We start from the raw sequence: 16,413 nt of genomic DNA on the forward strand, positions 1-16,413 counted from the left end.
CCAACGCGCAAGCGATGAAGCGGTGGTTGGGCAAGGCAGAAACGACGCTCGGAAACCACAGCGACCGCCTGAACGCCATCAACATCTTCCCGGTGGCCGACGGCGATACCGGCACCAACCTCTACCTCACCGTCCGGGCCGCCGCCCGCGTGCTGCAGGACGTCGCCACGGACACCTCCGCCCTTCCGCAGCTGCCCGCCGGCGGCCAGCCGTTCGCCGTACCTGCCCCGGATCCGGCCCAGCACGACGTTGGGGCGCTCCTGGCCCGCGCCGGCCAGGCCGCCATCGAGCAGGCCCGCGGCAACTCCGGGACCCTGTTTGCCGTCTTCCTCTGCGCCGTCGCCGAGCCGCTGGCCGGCCATCCCCGGATGAGCTCCCCGCTGCTGGCTGCCGCCCTGAACCGCGCCCAGCTCCGGGCCTGGTCCGCGCTGAGCGACCCCGTCCCCGGAACCATGCTCTCGGTCATGGAGGCCGCCGCCCGCGCCGTGGCCGCCGTCGACGCCGAACACGGCGGGGACGACAGCAACCACACCCTGGGCCTGGCCCTGGACGCCGCCGTCGAGGCCGCGCTGGGCGCCGTCGTCCACACCGAGGATCAACTCGAGGCACTGCACGCCGCCAAGGTGGTGGACGCCGGCGGCGTCGGCATGCTGCTGATCCTCGACTGCCTCCGCTCGGCCGTGCTGGGGGAGGAGCTCCAGGAGGCCCTGGTGGACGGACTGCACGGTTACGACGTGCAGGATCCGCACATTCACGCCGACATGCCGCGGGACGAGGGCGTGGAGGTAATGTGCACCATCTCGCTCTCCCCGCTGGACGCCGCCACCATGCGGCAGCGGCTGGACGAGATCGGCGAGTCGGTGATCATGAGCCAGGTAGGCAAGGACGCCGACGCCGAGGGCGCCTACCGCTGGCGCGTCCACGTGCACGTTCCCGACGCGGCTCCCGCCGTAGCGCTCATCCGTTCCCTCGGCGAGCCCACCGAGACCAGCATCAGCGACCTCGCCGTCCCGCGGGACCCCGCGGAGGCGGCCGTCCCCGGCGCCGCCGGCAGCACGGACCCCGACGGACATGTCCGCTGAGCTGAACCTCGCCCTGGACCGCCGGATCGGGAAGCGGTCCGCCGCCGTCATCGAGAAGCACCTCGGCATCACCACCGTTGGCGGCCTGCTGAACTACTTCCCGCGCCGCTACGTCACCCGCGGCGAGCTGACCCCCATCAGCGAGGTGCCGCTCGATGAGGAAGTCACGCTCATCGCCCGGGTGCTCTCCAACAGCACCCGGCAGATGCGCGCCCGCCGCGGCTCCATAACCGACGTCGTGATCTCCGACGACGCGGGCTCGGGGAGTGCGAACGGTGCCGCACCGCGGGCAGGGACGGCGCAGGCGGGCACGCTCAAGGTCAGCTTCTTCAACGGCTTCCGCGCCCGGGCGGAACTGCAGCCGGGTGTCCGGGCGCTCTTCTCCGGCAAGATCACCCGCTACGGCGGGAGCCTGGGCCTGACCAACCCCGACTTTCAGCTCCTGGACGAGGACCCGGACGTGCCGGGCATGGACCCGGAGAAGCTCGCCGCCATGCCCATCCCGGTGTACCCGGCCACGGCAAAGCTGACCAGCTGGTCCATCCAGAAGGTCATCGCCACGCTGCTGGAGACCGCGGACCTGGCCGAGCTGCCGGACCCTGTGCCCGCCGAGATCTCCGCCCGGGAAAAGTTCCTGCCGGTCGCCGAGGCCTACCGGCTGATCCACGCCCCGGAGGTCCACGCCGACTGGCGCCGCGCCCGGGACCGCTTCCGCTACCAGGAGGCCCTGGTCCTGCAGTCCGCCCTCGCCCGGCGCCGCTCCCAGCTGGCCGCCGAGGAAGCCACCGCCCGCCGCCCCGTGGCAGAGGGGCTGCTGACCGCTTTCGACCGGCAGTTGCCGTTCACCCTGACCGCCGGCCAGGCCGCCGTCGGGAAGACCCTCGCCGCGGAACTGGCCGGGGACTCACCGATGAACCGGCTGCTGCAGGGCGAGGTGGGCTCCGGCAAGACGATCGTGGCCCTGCGCGCCATGCTGCAGGTGGTCGACGCCGGCGGCCAGGCCGCGTTGCTGGCCCCCACCGAGGTTCTAGCCGCCCAGCACTTCGAGTCGATCCGGCGGACCCTGGGCCCGCTCTCACGCGACGGGCTGCTCGGAGGGTTCGGCCCCGACTCGGTGCAGGTGACGCTGCTGACCGGCTCCATGCCCACCGCCGCCCGCCGGCAGGCGATGCTGGACGCCGCTTCCGGCACCGCCGGCATCGTGATCGGCACCCACGCGCTGCTGAGCGAGAACGTCTCCTTCTACGACCTCGGCCTGATCGTGGTGGACGAACAGCACCGCTTCGGCGTCGAACAACGCGACGTGCTCCGCTCCAAGGCCAGCAAACCCCCGCACCTGCTGGTCATGACTGCCACACCCATCCCGCGCACCGTCGCCATGACCGTCTTCGGCGACCTGGAGACCTCCGTGCTGGACGAGCTGCCGGCGGGCCGCGCCCCGATCTCCACCCACGTGGTGGGACTGGCCGAACACCCGGCCTGGGCTCAGCGGATCTGGTCCCGGTCCCGCGAGGAGATCGACGCCGGGCACCAGGTCTACGTCGTGTGCCCCAAGATCGGCGATGACGACGACGGCGACTTCAGCCCCGGCGAGGCCGAACCCAGCGACGCGGACCTGGCCGGCGGCGGCGCCCGGGAACTCGCGTCCGTCACCGGCGTCGTCGAACTGCTGCAGGATGAACCGGCCCTCGCCGGGGTGCCGGTGGTGCCGCTGCATGGGCGGCAGGACCCGGCGCTGAAGTCGGACACCATGGCCGCGTTCACCGCCAACCGGACCAAGCTGCTGGTCTCCACCACCGTGATCGAGGTGGGCGTGGACGTGCACAACGCCACCCTCATGGTGATCCTGGACGCGGACCGCTTCGGCATCTCCCAGCTGCACCAGCTCCGCGGCCGGGTGGGCCGCGGCGGACTGCCCGGGACCTGCCTGCTGGTGACCACCCTGGAGCCGGGACACCCCAGCAGGCGGCGCCTTGAGGCCGTGGCGTCCACCACCGACGGGTTCGAACTCTCCCAGGAGGACCTCAAGCTCCGCCGCGAGGGCGACATCCTGGGCGCCTCCCAGTCCGGCGGCCGGTCCACCCTGAAGCTGCTGCGCGTCCTCGAGCACGAGGACGTCATCGCCCGGGCCCGGCAGGACGCGCAGGCGATCATCGGCGGGGACCCGGGACTGGCCCGCCACGCGGCGCTGGCCGCCGCCATCGACGATTATTTGAACCCCGAGAAGGAGGCGTTCCTTGAACGCGGTTAGCACTCAGGACCACCGCCCGTGAGCCGGATCATCGCCGGCGCGGCCGGCGGAACCACCCTGGCCGGGGTCCCGGGCTCCCTGACCCGGCCCACCACGGACCGGGTCAAGGAGGCACTGTTCTCCCGGCTGGACGCGTTCGAAGTGATCTCGGACGCCCGCGTACTGGACCTCTACGCCGGCTCGGGCTCCCTCGGGGTCGAGAGCGCCAGCCGCGGGGCCGCCGGCGTGGACCTGGTGGAGTTCGCGGCCAAGGCCTCCGAGGTCTGCCAGCGCAACGCGGACCTGATCAACACCGCGCTGCGGCGCAAGGTGGTCTCGGTGCACCGCTCCAAGGTCGAATCGTTCCTGGAACGGGCGGGGGAGGGAACCCGCTGGGACCTGGTGTTCCTGGACCCGCCCTACCCGCTCGAGGAGGACGCCCTGGCCGCCGTGCTGGCCAAGCTCCTGCCGCTCCTGGCCGAGGGCGCCGTCGTCGTGGTCGAACGCTCCGCCCGCACGCCGGAACCGTCCTGGCCCGAGGGGCTGGAACGGTTCGCGGAGAAGAAATATGGCGAGACCAGGCTCTGGTTCGCCGAGCCCGGCGTGCCGGCGGAGGAGACCGCCGGCGACGCCGGGGAGTAGCCCCTACTTCAGGATGGTGCCGGAGACGTCCGGCTCCGAGGGAACGATCTTGTACTTGGCCATCAGCGCACCAAGCTTGGTCAGCGTCGGCTCGTCCACGGCGCCGTCGAACTTCTCCAGGCGCAGGGTCTTGGCGACGTTTTCCGGCATCTTCATGAACGCCGGCAGCAGCGCCCGGACCTTGTCGGGGTTGCTCTGGGCCATGCTGAGCGTCTCCGTCATGGCGGCCTTGAAGTCCTTGACCACCTCGGGGTTCTGCTGGGCGTAGTTGCCGCTGGTGAACGTCACCATGGTGGGGAGCCCGGGCAGCGCGGCCTGGTTGTTGTAGGTGACCAGCTTGTTGCCGTCCGCCAGCAGCTTGGACAGGAACGGCTCCGGGACCCAGACGGCGTCCACGTTGCCCTGCGCCAGCTGAGCGCCCATGTCCTGGAAGGGCAGTTCGAGGAACTGCACCGCGTTCGGATCGCCGCCCTGCTGGGAGACGACCTCCTTGATGGTCAGGTCGCCCTGGGCGTTGATGGTGTTGACGGCGACCTTTTTCCCGGCGAGGTCCTTGGCGGAGGTGATGCCGGAATTGGCCTTCGCGACCACGCCGTTGATGTCCTCGCCGGTGGCCAGGGAGTTGGAGTACCCGGTGACGATCTTCATGTCCAGGCCCTTGTTCTTGGCCAGGAGCACGGACAGCGGGTTGCCGACGGAGAAGTTCATGGTGCCGGTGGAGACGGCGGGAAGCATCGCCGCGCCGCCCTGCCCGCTCTGCAGCTCGACCTTGAGCTTGTGCTTGGCGAAGATGCCCTCGTCGATGCCCATCTGCACGGCAGCGGACGGCGCGATCGAAATCACGCCGACGCTGATGCTGCGGAGACCGTCCGCCCCTGCGGCAGGCGCCGCGGATCCGGTGCCGGACGGGGATCCTCCGCCGCAGGCCGTCAGGAGCACCGCGGCGGCAACGCCGACGGCGGCAAAGGTCAGTCTCTTCATAACAGTCCACTTCCTTGGGGTAAGTTATCCGGCCTTCGGAGCCCGCACGGCCGCTAACCGCCTTTCCGGCGGGCCCCGGATTACATAAATGACAACCCACATAATTGATAAAGTCAATCATTATTTTTCCAACGATCTCTGTGCGCGCCGCCGGAGGACCGCGGCAGGGGCCGCGGGTAATGTTGCTGCTGTCATGCGCCCCGCGCACCCGCCAAGAACTGCGAGGATTTGTGGCCGCACCACTCACGCCGGACCCGGACCAGGGGGAAGGCTCCGCCGCCGTTCCGGACCGCCTGCTGGCCAGCGAGCTGGCCGGCGAGATCGAGTTTCTGGCCGCCCGCGCCCGCTCGGTGGGCATCGGCCACGCCAACGCGCTGCTGGCGCCACTGGAGCTGAAGGTGCGTTCCTACTCCGTGCTGGCCCTGGCCTGCAGCGGCACCGACCCCTCGCAGCGGGAGCTCTCCGGCTTCCTGCGCCTGGACCCCAGCCAGATCGTCTCGCTGGTGGATGCGCTGGAGGCCCGCGGCTTGGTGGAACGCGCCGCCGACCCGCGGGACCGGCGGTCCAAGGTCATCCGGGCCACCGCCGCCGGCCGGGACCTGTACGGCCGGGCCGCGGGGGCGGTGCGGGACGCCGAGAACACGTCCCTGGCCGCACTCAGCGGCGCCGAGCGGGACCAGCTGAGGGAGCTGTTGCGGAAGATCGCCTTCGGCTGAGCAGCCGGGTTCTGCGGTCCCAGGCCCCTTACGCTTCCGCGATCGCGTCCAGCTCGACGCCGGTGAGCACCTTCGCCGGGTGCGGCCCGCGGGCGGTGAGCGCGGCCGTCCACTGCACCGGCCAGGGGCCCTGCGTGCCGGCAAGGATGATGTTGCCGGGGTAGCGGCCGCAGAACAGGCCGGACTCGGCGAACGCGGCGACGTCCGCCATGGCCCGGCGGAGCGCGGCCACCTGGCTGTGGACCAGGGTCAGGCCCGGCTCGTCGCCGACGTTGACCACCAGCACCCCGCGCGGCGTGAGGCGGGCGGCCGCCTCCCGGTAGAACTCCGTGCAGGCGATGTGGGCGGGTGCCTCGGGGCCGGAGAAGATGTCCAGGATGACGACGTCGAAGCGCAGCTCCGGCGGCAGGGTCGCCAGGGCCTCCCGGGCGTCGCCGATGACCGTGTGCAGTTCCGTGCCCTCCGGCATGGGCAGCCGCTCCAGCACGAAGTCCAGCAGTTCGCGTTCGAGTTCCACCGCGTACTGCACCGACCCGGGCCGGGTCGCCTGGATGTACCGGGCCAGGGTGAGGGCGCCGGCGCCCAGGTGCAGCGCCGTGACGGGTTCGCCCCATGGCGCGGCGAGGTCGACGATGTGCCCGATCCGCCGCAGGTACTCGTAGAAGATGTCGTCCGGTTCGGCCAGGTTGACGTGCGACTGTTCGGCGCCGCCGATGCTGAGGATGTAGCCGCCGTCGGTGAACTCGTCCCGTTCGATCGCGGCATGCTGGCCGGTGGTGCGCAGGAACCGCGAGCCTGCCGGGGACGGGGAGCTCACAGCCGGCCCCGGAGGGTCGCCAGGCGCTCCGCGGCCTCGGCGAGCACCGACGTCCGCTTGCAGAACGCGAAGCGGAGCAGGCTGCGGGTCCGTTCGGCGCCCTCGGCGTGGCAGAACACCGGGACCGGGATCGCGGCGACGCCCACCAGCTCCGGAAGCCGCCGGGCCAGGTCCAGGGCGTCCGTGATGCCCAGCGGCGCGGTGTCCACGTTGACGAAGTACGTGCCCTGCGGGGTGAAGACGTCGAAGCCGGCGGCCCGCAGCCCCTCGCTGAGGATGTCCCGCTTCAGCCGCAGGGTGTCCGCGATGCCCGCGTAGAACTCGTCCGGCAGGCCGAGCCCCAGGGCGATCGCACTCTGGAACGGGGTGCCGGAACTGTAGCTGAGGAACTGCTTGACCGTGCGCACGGCCGAGATCAGATGCTCCGGGCCGGAGATCCAGCCGATCTTCCAGCCGGTAAAGGAGAAGGTCTTGCCGGCGGAGGAAATGGTCAGGGTGCGGTCCGCGGCGCCGGGCAGCCCGGCCACGGGAAGGTGGGCGGGGCCGAAGGTGAGGTGTTCGTAGACCTCGTCGGTGACGATCACGGCGTCGTGCCGGCGGGCGAGGGCGACGACGCGCTCCAGCACCTCGCGGGGGAAGACCGCCCCGGTGGGGTTGTGCGGGTTATTCACCAGCACTACCTTGGTCCGGTCGCTGAAGGCCGCCTCCAGGGCGTCCAGGTCCGGCATGAAATCCGGGGCCAGCAGCGGCGCGGTGACATGCGTGGCGCCGGCAAGGCCGATGATCGCGCCGTAGGAGTCGTAGAACGGTTCGAAGGTGAGGACCTCATCGCCCGGGCCCACCAGGGCCAGGAGCGCGGCGGCGATGGCCTCCGTGGCGCCGGTAGTGACGATCACCTCGGTCTGCGGGTCCGGGGTCAGGCCGTAAAAGCGTTCCTGGTGCAGCGAGATGGCCTCGCGCAGCTCGATGATCCCCTTGCCCGGTGCGTACTGGTTGGCTCCGGCGGCGATGGCGGCCTGCGCGGCGTCCTTGATCTCGGCCGGGCCGTCCTCGTCCGGGAAGCCCTGGCCCAGGTTGATGGCGCCGGTGGAGAGCGCCAGGGTGGTCATTTCCTCGAAGATGGTGACGCCCAGGGTCCCGTCGGCGCCGAGCAGGTTCGCTCCGGTGGCCGTCCGCTGCCAGGGTTCCGAATTCGGGCCCCGCGTCACGGCGTGCCCGCCGTCGTGTCCGGTGACTGGTTGGCCGCCGTGCCGGAGGGGGTGCCGGTCCGGCCCGTGAACTTGTCCATGGTGGTGTAGATACCGAAGATCCTGCCGCCCACGAAGTCCCAGGCGCGCACCGGCAGCAGCCCGCGCAGCACCTTGCCCAGCTGCGCCGTCGCCGGGGCGATCAGCTGCGGCCGGCCCTCCTGCATGGCATTCCAGGCGCGGTTGATGGCATCCTCGGGGGTCATCAGGGGCGTGAACAGCGGTCCGCGGGCGCCGGCGAACATGCCGGTGGAGATGTAGCTGGGGCAGAAGGTGGTGACCTTGAGGTGGTCGAAGCCCTGCTGCTCGAGTTCGAGCCGCAGCGAGTCGCTCCAGCCGATCACCGCCCACTTGGAGGCCGCGTAGACACTCATCCGCGGGTTGGAGACGGTGCCGGCCGCGGAGGCGATGTTCAGGATGCGGCGCGGACGGCCGGCGTCGGACATCATCGCCGGCAGGAAGGCGTGGGCGACGTACATCGGGGCGAGGGCGTTGATGTCCATGGTCAGGGCGATGTCACGGGCCGGGTCGTGCTCCCAGAACAGGGCGCCGCGGACAATTCCGGCGTTGTTGACCAGCAGGGTCAGGGGGCCCTCCGCGGCAGCCTCGGCGGCGGCGTCGGCGATTGCCTCCCGGCTGGCCAGGTCCACCTGGCGGACGACGGCGCGCGCACCCAGAGCGGTGACCTCTGCTGCGGTCGAGGCCAGGCCCGCGGCGTCGACGTCCCAGAGGACGACGACGGCGGCACCCTCCCGGGCAGCGCGCAGGGCGTACAGCCGGCCCATGCCCATTGCGGCACCGGTCACCAGGACCGTCCCTCCCGAAACGCTGAACGGCGCGGACACAGGCGCGGCAGAAGAACTCTTCGATGCTGACATGCCGCCATGCTATCCCGGCCCGCAAGCCCCATGCGGTAGGTTCGGAGGATGAGACGCGCGGTGTGCCCAGGCTCCTTCGACCCCATCCACAACGGCCACCTGGAGGTCATTGCACGGGCCGCGAGCCTGTTCGATGAGGTCATCGTCGCGGTCTCCACCAACTACGCCAAGAAGTACCGCTTCACCCTCGAGGAACGGATCGGCATGGCCCGGGAGACGCTGGCCTCGCTGCGCGGAATCGTGGTCGAGCCCGTGGGGGAGGGGCTGCTGGCCGAGTACTGCCGCCGGCGGGGTGCCTCCGCGATCGTCAAGGGGCTGCGCTCCTCCTCCGACTTTGACTACGAGCTGCCCATGGCCACCATGAACCGCCAGCTCACCGGCGTCGAGACGGTCTTCCTTCCCGCCGAGGGGCACTACCTGCACCTGTCCTCCACCCTGATCAAGGAAGTCCACACCCTTGGCGGCGACGTCTCGGAGTTCGTGCCGAAGTCGGTTCTGCGGCGCTTGGGGTCCGGCGGGGCGGTTTGAGTCCGCTCGAAGAATCAGGCTAAGATAGTACGTCGGTCATATGTTCTACAGGAGTTCTCATTAAGCGAGATGCAAGTTCGCCCCTGGCGTTCGACGTCAAGGACCTCGGACGCAGTCCGGGAAGCATGCGGACACTGAAAGAACATGTACCCGCGCCGGGTGATCTCGGCGTGGCGCTCATTGGTGTGCAGGAAGGCTCGGATGTCGAGCTGGATCTGCGCCTGGAGGCCGTACACGAAGGAATTCTGGTATCGGGCACCGCGTTCGTCGAAGTAACCGGCGAATGCGGTCGATGCCTGGATCCCCTTGCGTATGACCAAGAGGTCAATGTGCAAGAACTTTTCTTCTACGAGGATGCTGAGTTCTCGGACGGAGAAGACGAAGAAGAGCAACGTCGAGTCGAGCACGATCTAATCGATCTTGAACCGGTGTTGCGGGACGCAGTTGTCACCATGCTGCCGTTCCAGCCGGTGTGCCGGGAAGACTGCCAGGGCCTCTGCTCCGAATGCGGAGTTCGCCTGGAAGACGAGCCGGGGCACCACCACGAGGTCCTGGATCCTCGCTGGGCTGCCCTAGCCGACCTGGCTAAGCCTGACCGGCAAAACTGATTTGTAAGTGTTGGACTAGAGAGAAATGAGTTAGCCGTGGCTGTTCCCAAGCGGAAAATGTCTCGCTCGAATACCCGCGCCCGCCGCTCCCAGTGGAAGGCAACCGCCCCCCACCTGGTGAAGACCGTGGAAAACGGCCAGGTTGTTTACAGCCTGCCTCACCAGGCAAAGGTCGTTACCGACTCGGCTGGCACCGCGCTGTTCCTTGAGTACAAGGGCCGCAAGGTCGCAGACGTCTAATCCGCCAACAGGCTGACTAAGATGTCTTCAACTGAAGAGCTTCTGAAGCGTCTCGGTGTCTCTATTGACGCCGGGACGCTTCGTCTTGCTCTGACCCATCGTTCCTACGCCTACGAAAACGGCGGCATCCCCACCAACGAGCGGCTCGAATTCCTGGGCGACTCGATCCTGGGGTTCTCGGTCACGGACGCGCTCTACCGTGACAACCCGGACCTTCCCGAGGGTGAACTGGCCAAGCGCCGCTCCGCCGTCGTCAGCACCCGGGCGCTGGCCGGCATCGGCCGCAGCATCAGCCTGGGTGACTACATCTACCTGGGCCAGGGCGAGAAGCTCACCCAGGGCAAGAACAAGGCCTCCATCCTCGCGGACACCATGGAGGCCCTGATCGGCGCCACCTACCTCTCCAACGACCTGGAGACGGCCCGGCAGCTGGTCATGCGCCTGGTGGGTCCGCTGCTGAAGGACGCCGCCGCCCTGGGCGCGGGCACCGACTGGAAGACCAGCATCCAGGAGCTCGCCGCCAGCCGGCAGCTCGGCACCATCAACTACGCGGTGGAGGGGTCCGGACCGGACCACGCCCGGACCTTCGAGGCCGTGCTGCGCATCGGCGGCACCGACTACGGCACCGGCACCGGTAACTCCAAGAAGGAAGCGGAACAGGAAGCCGCCGCCGACGCGTGGCGCCGGCTGTCCGCCCCCGCGGAGTCCGACGGCGACGCCGCCGAGGGCGCGGGCCGCCGGGATTCCGCCGCCGCCCCGGCCGGGAGCTAGGAACGCACTTGCCCGAGTTGCCCGAGGTTGAGGTGGTCCGGCGCGGCCTGGTGAGCTGGGTCCGCGGCCGGACCATCACCGGCGTCGAGGTGCTGGACCCGCGGTCCGTCCGCCGGCACGCCCTCGGCCCCGCTGACTTCATCGGCAACCTGCAGGGCGCCCGCGTCCTCGACGTGGTCCGCCGCGGCAAATTCCTCTGGCTGCCGCTCGCGGACGCCTCCGCTGAGGCGTCCGGCGGCGCCTCAACGGCCGGTGGCGCCGATGCCTCCGGCGGCGCCGCGAACGTCGCCCTGATGGCGCACCTGGGCATGTCCGGGCAGCTCCTGATGCAGGACGCCGAGGTTCCGGACGAGAAGCACCTGAAGATCCGGCTGCGGCTCAGCCCGGCCGCGGGTATGCCGGAGCAGCTCAGATTCGTGGACCAGCGAATCTTCGGCGGACTGTTCCTGACCTCGCTGATACCCACCGCTGATGGCGGCCCGGGCGGCCTGGCCGAGACTCCGCTGCCGCTGATCGCCGAGGAAGCCTCGCACATCGCCCGCGATCCGCTGGACCCGCATTTTTCCTTCGACCTGTTCTACCGCCGCCTCCGGGCGCGCCGGACCGGGCTGAAACGCGCCCTGCTGGACCAGGGCCTGGTCTCCGGCATCGGGAACATCTACGCGGATGAGGCACTGTGGCTGGCCAAGCTGCACTACGCCCGCGCCACGGACCGGATGCGCCGCGCCGACGCCGAACGCGTCCTCGACGCGGCCCGGCAGGTCATGACCGACGCCCTGGCCGCCGGAGGCACCAGCTTCGATTCGCTCTATGTGAACGTCAACGGTTCCTCCGGCTACTTCGAACGGTCCCTGAACGCCTACGGCCGGGAGGGCCAGGAGTGCCGGCGCTGCGCCGCGAACGGGATCGTCAGCCTGATCAAGCGCGAGCAGTTTATGAACCGCTCGGCGCACACCTGTCCGGTGTGCCAGCCGCGTCCGCGGAACGGCCGCTGGTAGCACCGTAGTGCGCCGCCAGCCGGGCCAGCCCCTCGTCCAGGCTGACCGCGGGGGTCCAGTCCAGGAGCTCGCGGGTCCGGCGCTGGTCGAACCAGTGCGCCGTGGACAGCTGCTCGGCCAGGAACCGGGTCATCGGCGGCTCCTCCACCCGGCCGGACCGGAGCCAGGCCTTCTCCACCAGCGACCCCACGGCCCGGGCTACACGTCCCGGCACGGACCACGCCGGCGCTGGCACGCCGCCCGCGGCACAGATTCCGGCCAGCAGCTCACCCACTGGCCGCGGCTCGCCGTTGCTGACCACCAGCGCCAGCCCGTGGACCCGGTCCATGCGGTGCAGCGCTGCCACAATGGCGGCCGCCGCGTTGTCGATGTACGTCGTGTCGATCAGGGCGCCGCCGGCATCCAGCAGCGGCAGCCTGCCCTGTGCAGCGCGTTCCAGGACCCGCTCCACCAACTGGGTGTCGCCGGGTCCCCAGACGATGTGCGGCCGCACGGCGGTGACCCGGAAACCGGGTGCGTCCGCGGCGAGGGCCAGCAGTTCGGCGGCTGCCTTCGTGCGGGAGTAGTCCCCGTGCGCCCGGGCCGGGTCCGCCGGTTCGGCGTCGAGCCCCGCGATCGCCTGCCCGGAATTGGCTACCGACGGGGAGGAGACGAACACCAGGTCCCGCACGCCGGCGTCACGAGCGGCGGCCAGCAGCCGGGCGGTGCCGGCGATGTTGACCTCGTCGAAGTCCTCGGGACGGCCGGTGAAGGAGACCTTCGCGGCGAGGTGGATGACGCCGTCCATGCCTGCGACGGCACTGCGCACGGCGGCGTCGTCCGTGACGGAACCGTGCAGGTCCGCGGCTCCCGGAACCCCGGAGGGCCGGCGCTGGAAGGTGGTGACCTCGTGGCCCTGCTCCACCAGCAGCCGGGCAACGGCGCCGCCGAGCAGCCCGCTGGCGCCGGTGACCAGTACCCTCACGGCGTGCCGGGCCGGCCGCCGGCCAGCACGGAGCCGGCCCAGCGGGCTAGCCGTGTCCGGTCGATCTTGGCGTTGTGGCGGATGTCGGTGGGCTGGGCCGGGACGGTCAGGACGGCGGAGACCTCGACGCCGGCCTGCCGGGCGGCGGCGCGGACCCGGCCGGCGAGCCCGGGCTCGGCCGGTTCCGCCTTGCGGACGGCCGGAACGGTCTCGACGACTGCGGCGACCGCCTGGGTGCCGGCCGGCCCGACGCCGACGACGGCGGCGAGTCCGACCCCGGACAATGCCTCGATGGCCTGTTCGGCTCCGACGGGCGTGACGACGCCGCCCGGGGCGGTGACCACGTGCGCCATCCGGCCCTCCACCCAGAGCCGTCCGGCGGCGTCGAGGTGCCCGACGTCGCCGGTGCGGTGCCAGCCCGCCGTCCGGGCGCTCTCGCGCTGGGTCAGCCACAGCCGGTCGTAGGAGTCCTTGACGTGCGCGGCGCGGACCAGGATTTCCCCGGTCACTCCCGCGTCCGTGACCGGCCGGTTGCCCGGCGCGGTGCCGTCCGCGACGAGCGGGGCCACCGCCAGTTCGGCCCCGTGCACCGCCCGGCCCACGCAGATGCCGTTTCCGGCGCCGGGCACCGTCCCGGCGGCGGCGTCGGCCGCGGCCTCCCGGATCTGCGCCAGGTTGATGTCTGTCACGGGAAGGGCCTCGGTCATCCCGTAGGGGGTGTGGAGCTCGGCTGCGGGGACCAGGTCCTGAAGGTCCTCGAGCAGGCTTCGCGGTACCGGGGCCCCGGCGGAGAGCAGCAGCTCCACGGCGTCGAGGGCCTGCCGGCCCTCCGGGGTGAGGGTGTCCCGGGTGGCCAGGACGTTGCGCAGCGCGGCGGGCGAGGCGAAGACCACCGTGGCGCCGATCGCGGCGGCCGCGGCGGCCAGGGCCCGGGCCGTCAGGGTGCGTGGCCGGGTCACGTCCATGTCCGGGGTGACGGACACGGCGCCGAGGGCGGGGCCCAGCAGGGCGAACGGCGCGAAGCCGGCCACCAGGCGTGTGCCGGGGCGGAGGTCCAGGGTGGCGGCGAGGGTGTCCCGCATGGCGGCGAGTTGCCGGTGCGTGTACTGGACGCCCTTGGCCGGGCCGGTGGAGCCGGAGGTGAACAGCACGGCCGCAGGGGAGTCGGCCGCCGGGACGGGCGGCAGGTCGGCGTCGGCCGCCGCGCCGGTGTCACCGAGGCGTTCGAGGGAGGTTTCGACGCCGAGGATCCGGCGGCGGGCCGCCGGGAGCTCGCGAACGCTGAAGCGCCGGGCCTCCCAGCCGAGGGCGGCGGCCGCGGCGAGGGCCTTGTCGATGCCGATCAGCACATCCGGGGTGGCTCCCCGCACGGCGCGGCTCAGGCCGCGGAGCCCGAGCCCGGCGTCGGCGACGACCACGACCGCGCCCACGCGGAGGCAGGCGTAGAGGACGACGGTGAGGTCGACGCCGGGCGGAACCATCAGGCTGACCCGGGTCCCGGCGGCGACGCCGGCGCCGCTGAGGCCTCGGGCCAGGTCGGTGACCCGCCGGTCCAGTTCGCGCCAGCTGAGTGAGCGGGACACGCCCCCGTGGGGCGCCATCTCGGCCACGGCCGTCTGGTCAGCGTCGGGGCCCGAGGCAAGGACGGTCAGCGGCGCCCAGAGCGGCCCGGTCCCGGTGGCCTCTGCGGCGGCCTCTGCGGCGGCCGGTGAGGCGGTTTCTGCCGCGATTGCGTCGGAAACGCGTTCGGCGAGCCAGGTGAAGATGGGGTCCGCGATGTTGCGGTCCTCGGCCACCAGGTGGCCGGCACCCTCGAAGCGGTGCACCTGGGCGTGGGGCAGCCGGCCGACCAGGTCCTTGAGGTACCGGTCGGAGAAGATCGGGTCCCGGGGTCCCCACAGCATCAGCGCCGGGACACTGAGTCCGCGCACCCCCTCGGCGACGGCGGTCAGGGCCGGGTAGCTGGGGTGGGAGGCGTCGGCCGGGATATCGGCCACGAAGTTGCCCACCCCGGCGCGGCGGCGGGCGTTGCGGTACGGGGCCATGAACGCCGCGCGCACCGCGGGGTCCAGCGCCGGGTGCGCCAGGGCGTGGGTCACGCGCAGGAAGGCGTCCGACGTCGTCGTGCCCCAGCGGTGCACGGCCGGATGCAGCGCGAGCCGCAGCGCCGCGGGGATGGGCACCCCGGCGGGCTGGTGGACGGCCGTGTTGGTGAGGACGACGCCGGCGAGCCGGTCCTGGTGGGCCAGTGCCCAGCCGAGGCTGATGACTCCGCCCCAGTCGTGGCCGACCGTGACGACCGGCCCCGTCAGGCCGAGTTCGTCGGTGAGGTTGCCGAGGTCATCGATCCGGTCCTGCAGCCGGCGGAAGGTGCCGGTCCGTTCGGAGAAGCCCATGTCCAGCTGGTCCACGGCCACCACCCGCCAGGGGTGGGCGGGGTCGGTTCCGGCGGCCAGCAGGGTCCGCCAGAGGTAGGACCAGGTGGGGTTGCCGTGGACGCAGAGCAGGGTGCCGGCGGGGGTGAGGCCGCGCTCAGCCAGCTGGGCCGCGTTGTCCAGGATGTGCCAGCGGCGCCTTGTGCCGGCTCTGTCCGGGCCGGACACGTCCAGGCCGGAGGTGGAGGGCACGTCGACCTCGCGGGACCAGGCGGGATCGACGCCGGGCCAGGTGGCGGCTACCAAGCGATTTCCACCATCGCGGTGTTCAGGCCGGAACCGACGCCCATGCACAGCACGCGGTCACCGCTCGTGAGGGTCTGCGCCTCGGCGGCCAGGGTCATCGGCAGGGACGCAGGGCCCACGTTGCCCCAGTGCGGGAAGGTGATGGGCACCTTGTCCGGGTCCAGGTCGATCGCGTCGATGATGGCCTGGGTGTAGGCGTTGCTGACCTGGTGGGTGACGTACCGGTCCATCGAGGCCCAGTCCCACTCCGGTTGGGCTTCGCGCCAGGCGTCCACCACCAGCTGCAGGCCGCCGTCGAGCAGTCCCTTGGTGTCCGTGGCCATGCCGTCGATGCCGCCGACGCAGAGTTCGTGGTGTTCGGTGCCGGCGCGGACCACGCCGCCCACGACCCGGTGCGCGCCCGGGTGCTGGTCCGCGGGACCCAGGACGGCGGCCGCGGCGCCGGAGCCGAGGGTGAGGGTGGCGAACTCGCGGTTGAAGTCCTCGCGGGTGGTCTCGGGACGCTGCAGCCGGGCCAGGGTGGCCTCCTGCGTGGCCTGGGCGTCTTCGCCGTTGACGATCACGGCGTACTTGATCTGGCCGGAGTCGATCATGGTGGCGGCCAGGGTCATGCCGTTGACGAAGCCCAGGCAGGCGTTGGCCAAGTCGAAGTTCATGGCGGAGGAGGGCAGTCCCAGCCCGTGGTGGATCTTGACCGCGACAGACGGTTCGAGGTTCCGGCGGGTGACCGAGGTGTTGATCAGGAGCCCGACGTCGGAGGCCGCGATTCCGGACTCGGCGAGGGCCTTGGCGCCGGCTTCCACGGCGGCGTCGTCGAACGCCGTCCCCGGGGCCCACCAGCGCCGGTGCGTGATCCCGGCGACCCGCTCCAGCAGGCGCGGCGGGAACTTCAACCGGCGCAGCGTCCCGGCCAGGGCCTGGTCGAAGTCGCGGGAACTCACGATCGTGGGCGCCTCGACGCTGCTCACCGAAAGCAACGCGGTGTTGGTGTGCCGGAAGGTGGCATTGCCTATCAAATCAAGCCTCTGTT

At 71.1% G+C, this 16,413-nt stretch carries 16 protein-coding genes; 9 read left to right on the plus strand and 7 right to left on the minus strand.

The genetic code is table 11. The features are described 5' to 3' along the window. Positions 1–14 precede the first annotated feature (14 nt). The 3 genes from QWJ39_RS09290 to rsmD are packed head-to-tail and all read left to right on the plus strand — an operon-like array spanning position 15 to position 3,954. On the plus strand, positions 15–1,082 hold the full coding sequence (locus QWJ39_RS09290; protein ID WP_290257874.1) for a DAK2 domain-containing protein: 1,068 nt from the start codon (positions 15–17) through the stop codon (positions 1,080–1,082). Next, on the plus strand, positions 1,072–3,333 hold the full coding sequence (locus QWJ39_RS09295) for an ATP-dependent DNA helicase RecG (protein WP_290257508.1): 2,262 nt from the start codon (positions 1,072–1,074) through the stop codon (positions 3,331–3,333). Before QWJ39_RS09290 ends, QWJ39_RS09295 begins: the two co-directional genes overlap by 11 nt. Positions 3,334–3,351: 18 nt before the next feature. Further along, positions 3,352–3,954, plus strand: a complete 603-nt coding sequence (gene rsmD, locus QWJ39_RS09300) for a 16S rRNA (guanine(966)-N(2))-methyltransferase RsmD (RefSeq protein ID WP_290257509.1) — start codon at positions 3,352–3,354, stop codon at positions 3,952–3,954. Positions 3,955–3,957: 3 nt separating this feature from the next. Here the strand turns inward: rsmD and QWJ39_RS09305 are convergent, their stop codons facing one another. Next, entirely contained in the window at positions 3,958–4,935 is a 978-nt protein-coding gene (locus tag QWJ39_RS09305) for an ABC transporter substrate-binding protein (protein WP_290257510.1), read from the minus strand. A gap of 230 nt (positions 4,936–5,165) precedes the next feature. Here QWJ39_RS09305 and QWJ39_RS09310 point away from each other — a divergent pair, with 230 nt between their 5' ends. Continuing rightward, positions 5,166–5,651, plus strand: coding sequence for a MarR family winged helix-turn-helix transcriptional regulator (locus QWJ39_RS09310; protein WP_290257511.1), 486 nt, complete (start codon positions 5,166–5,168; stop codon positions 5,649–5,651). 28 nt (positions 5,652–5,679) lie between these two features. On the opposite strand, the gene QWJ39_RS09315 is transcribed toward QWJ39_RS09310, so the two are convergent. From QWJ39_RS09315 to QWJ39_RS09325, 3 genes are all read right to left on the minus strand, one after another. Next, a complete protein-coding gene (locus tag QWJ39_RS09315; RefSeq protein ID WP_290257512.1) occupies positions 5,680–6,468 on the minus strand; it encodes a fused MFS/spermidine synthase in 789 nt (262 codons plus the stop codon). Then, the gene (locus tag QWJ39_RS09320; protein ID WP_290257875.1) at positions 6,465–7,577 is read right to left on the minus strand and encodes an aminotransferase class I/II-fold pyridoxal phosphate-dependent enzyme; all 1,113 of its coding nucleotides are present in this window, start codon (positions 7,575–7,577) and stop codon (positions 6,465–6,467) included. The genes QWJ39_RS09315 and QWJ39_RS09320 overlap by 4 nt, the downstream gene beginning before the upstream one ends. A gap of 95 nt (positions 7,578–7,672) precedes the next feature. Then, a complete protein-coding gene (locus tag QWJ39_RS09325) occupies positions 7,673–8,593 on the minus strand; it encodes an SDR family NAD(P)-dependent oxidoreductase (RefSeq protein WP_290257513.1) in 921 nt (306 codons plus the stop codon). A gap of 48 nt (positions 8,594–8,641) precedes the next feature. On the opposite strand from QWJ39_RS09325, the gene coaD reads away from it, so the two are divergent. The 5 genes from coaD (at position 8,642) to mutM (ending at position 11,738) form a co-directional block, all read left to right on the plus strand. After that, positions 8,642–9,121, plus strand: a complete 480-nt coding sequence (gene coaD / locus QWJ39_RS09330; RefSeq protein WP_290257515.1) for a pantetheine-phosphate adenylyltransferase — start codon at positions 8,642–8,644, stop codon at positions 9,119–9,121. 83 nt (positions 9,122–9,204) lie between these two features. Further along, positions 9,205–9,729, plus strand: a complete 525-nt coding sequence (locus tag QWJ39_RS09335; RefSeq protein WP_290257876.1) for a DUF177 domain-containing protein — start codon at positions 9,205–9,207, stop codon at positions 9,727–9,729. A gap of 36 nt (positions 9,730–9,765) precedes the next feature. Further along, entirely contained in the window at positions 9,766–9,969 is a 204-nt protein-coding gene (gene rpmF, locus QWJ39_RS09340) for a 50S ribosomal protein L32 (RefSeq protein ID WP_056738282.1), read from the plus strand. Positions 9,970–9,990: 21 nt separating this feature from the next. After that, a complete protein-coding gene (rnc, locus tag QWJ39_RS09345) occupies positions 9,991–10,740 on the plus strand; it encodes a ribonuclease III (RefSeq protein ID WP_290257517.1) in 750 nt (249 codons plus the stop codon). Positions 10,741–10,748: 8 nt separating this feature from the next. After that, positions 10,749–11,738 (plus strand): bifunctional DNA-formamidopyrimidine glycosylase/DNA-(apurinic or apyrimidinic site) lyase, encoded by a 990-nt coding sequence (gene mutM, locus QWJ39_RS09350; protein ID WP_290257518.1) that lies wholly within the window; start codon positions 10,749–10,751, stop codon positions 11,736–11,738. Here mutM and QWJ39_RS09355 read toward each other — a convergent pair. Genes QWJ39_RS09355 through QWJ39_RS09365 form a run of 3 tightly spaced genes read right to left on the minus strand, consistent with a single transcriptional unit; the run spans position 11,674 to position 16,399 of the window. Further along, positions 11,674–12,702, minus strand: a complete 1,029-nt coding sequence (locus QWJ39_RS09355; protein ID WP_290257519.1) for an NAD-dependent epimerase/dehydratase family protein — start codon at positions 12,700–12,702, stop codon at positions 11,674–11,676. The genes mutM and QWJ39_RS09355 overlap by 65 nt on opposite strands. Next, positions 12,699–15,383, minus strand: a complete 2,685-nt coding sequence (locus QWJ39_RS09360; RefSeq protein ID WP_290257520.1) for an alpha/beta fold hydrolase — start codon at positions 15,381–15,383, stop codon at positions 12,699–12,701. Before QWJ39_RS09360 ends, QWJ39_RS09355 begins: the two co-directional genes overlap by 4 nt. After that, entirely contained in the window at positions 15,377–16,399 is a 1,023-nt protein-coding gene (locus QWJ39_RS09365; protein ID WP_290257521.1) for a 3-oxoacyl-ACP synthase III, read from the minus strand. Before QWJ39_RS09365 ends, QWJ39_RS09360 begins: the two co-directional genes overlap by 7 nt. Positions 16,400–16,413 lie beyond the last annotated feature (14 nt).

Origin of the sequence: Arthrobacter sp. YD4 (assembly GCF_030410515.1) — a bacterium.
Lineage (GTDB): Bacteria > Actinomycetota > Actinomycetes > Actinomycetales > Micrococcaceae > Arthrobacter.

Coding starts and splice junctions, on each gene's coding strand:
- QWJ39_RS09290 (WP_290257874.1), top strand. CDS start 15: ATGAAGCGGTGGTTGGGCAAGGCAGAAACGACGCTCGGAAACCACAGC.
- QWJ39_RS09295 (WP_290257508.1), top strand. CDS start 1,072: ATGTCCGCTGAGCTGAACCTCGCCCTGGACCGCCGGATCGGGAAGCGG.
- QWJ39_RS09305 (WP_290257510.1), bottom strand. CDS start 4,935: ATGAAGAGACTGACCTTTGCCGCCGTCGGCGTTGCCGCCGCGGTGCTC.
- QWJ39_RS09320 (WP_290257875.1), bottom strand. CDS start 7,577: ATGACCACCCTGGCGCTCTCCACCGGCGCCATCAACCTGGGCCAGGGC.
- QWJ39_RS09325 (WP_290257513.1), bottom strand. CDS start 8,593: ATGTCAGCATCGAAGAGTTCTTCTGCCGCGCCTGTGTCCGCGCCGTTC.
- coaD (WP_290257515.1), top strand. CDS start 8,642: ATGAGACGCGCGGTGTGCCCAGGCTCCTTCGACCCCATCCACAACGGC.
- rnc (WP_290257517.1), top strand. CDS start 9,991: ATGTCTTCAACTGAAGAGCTTCTGAAGCGTCTCGGTGTCTCTATTGAC.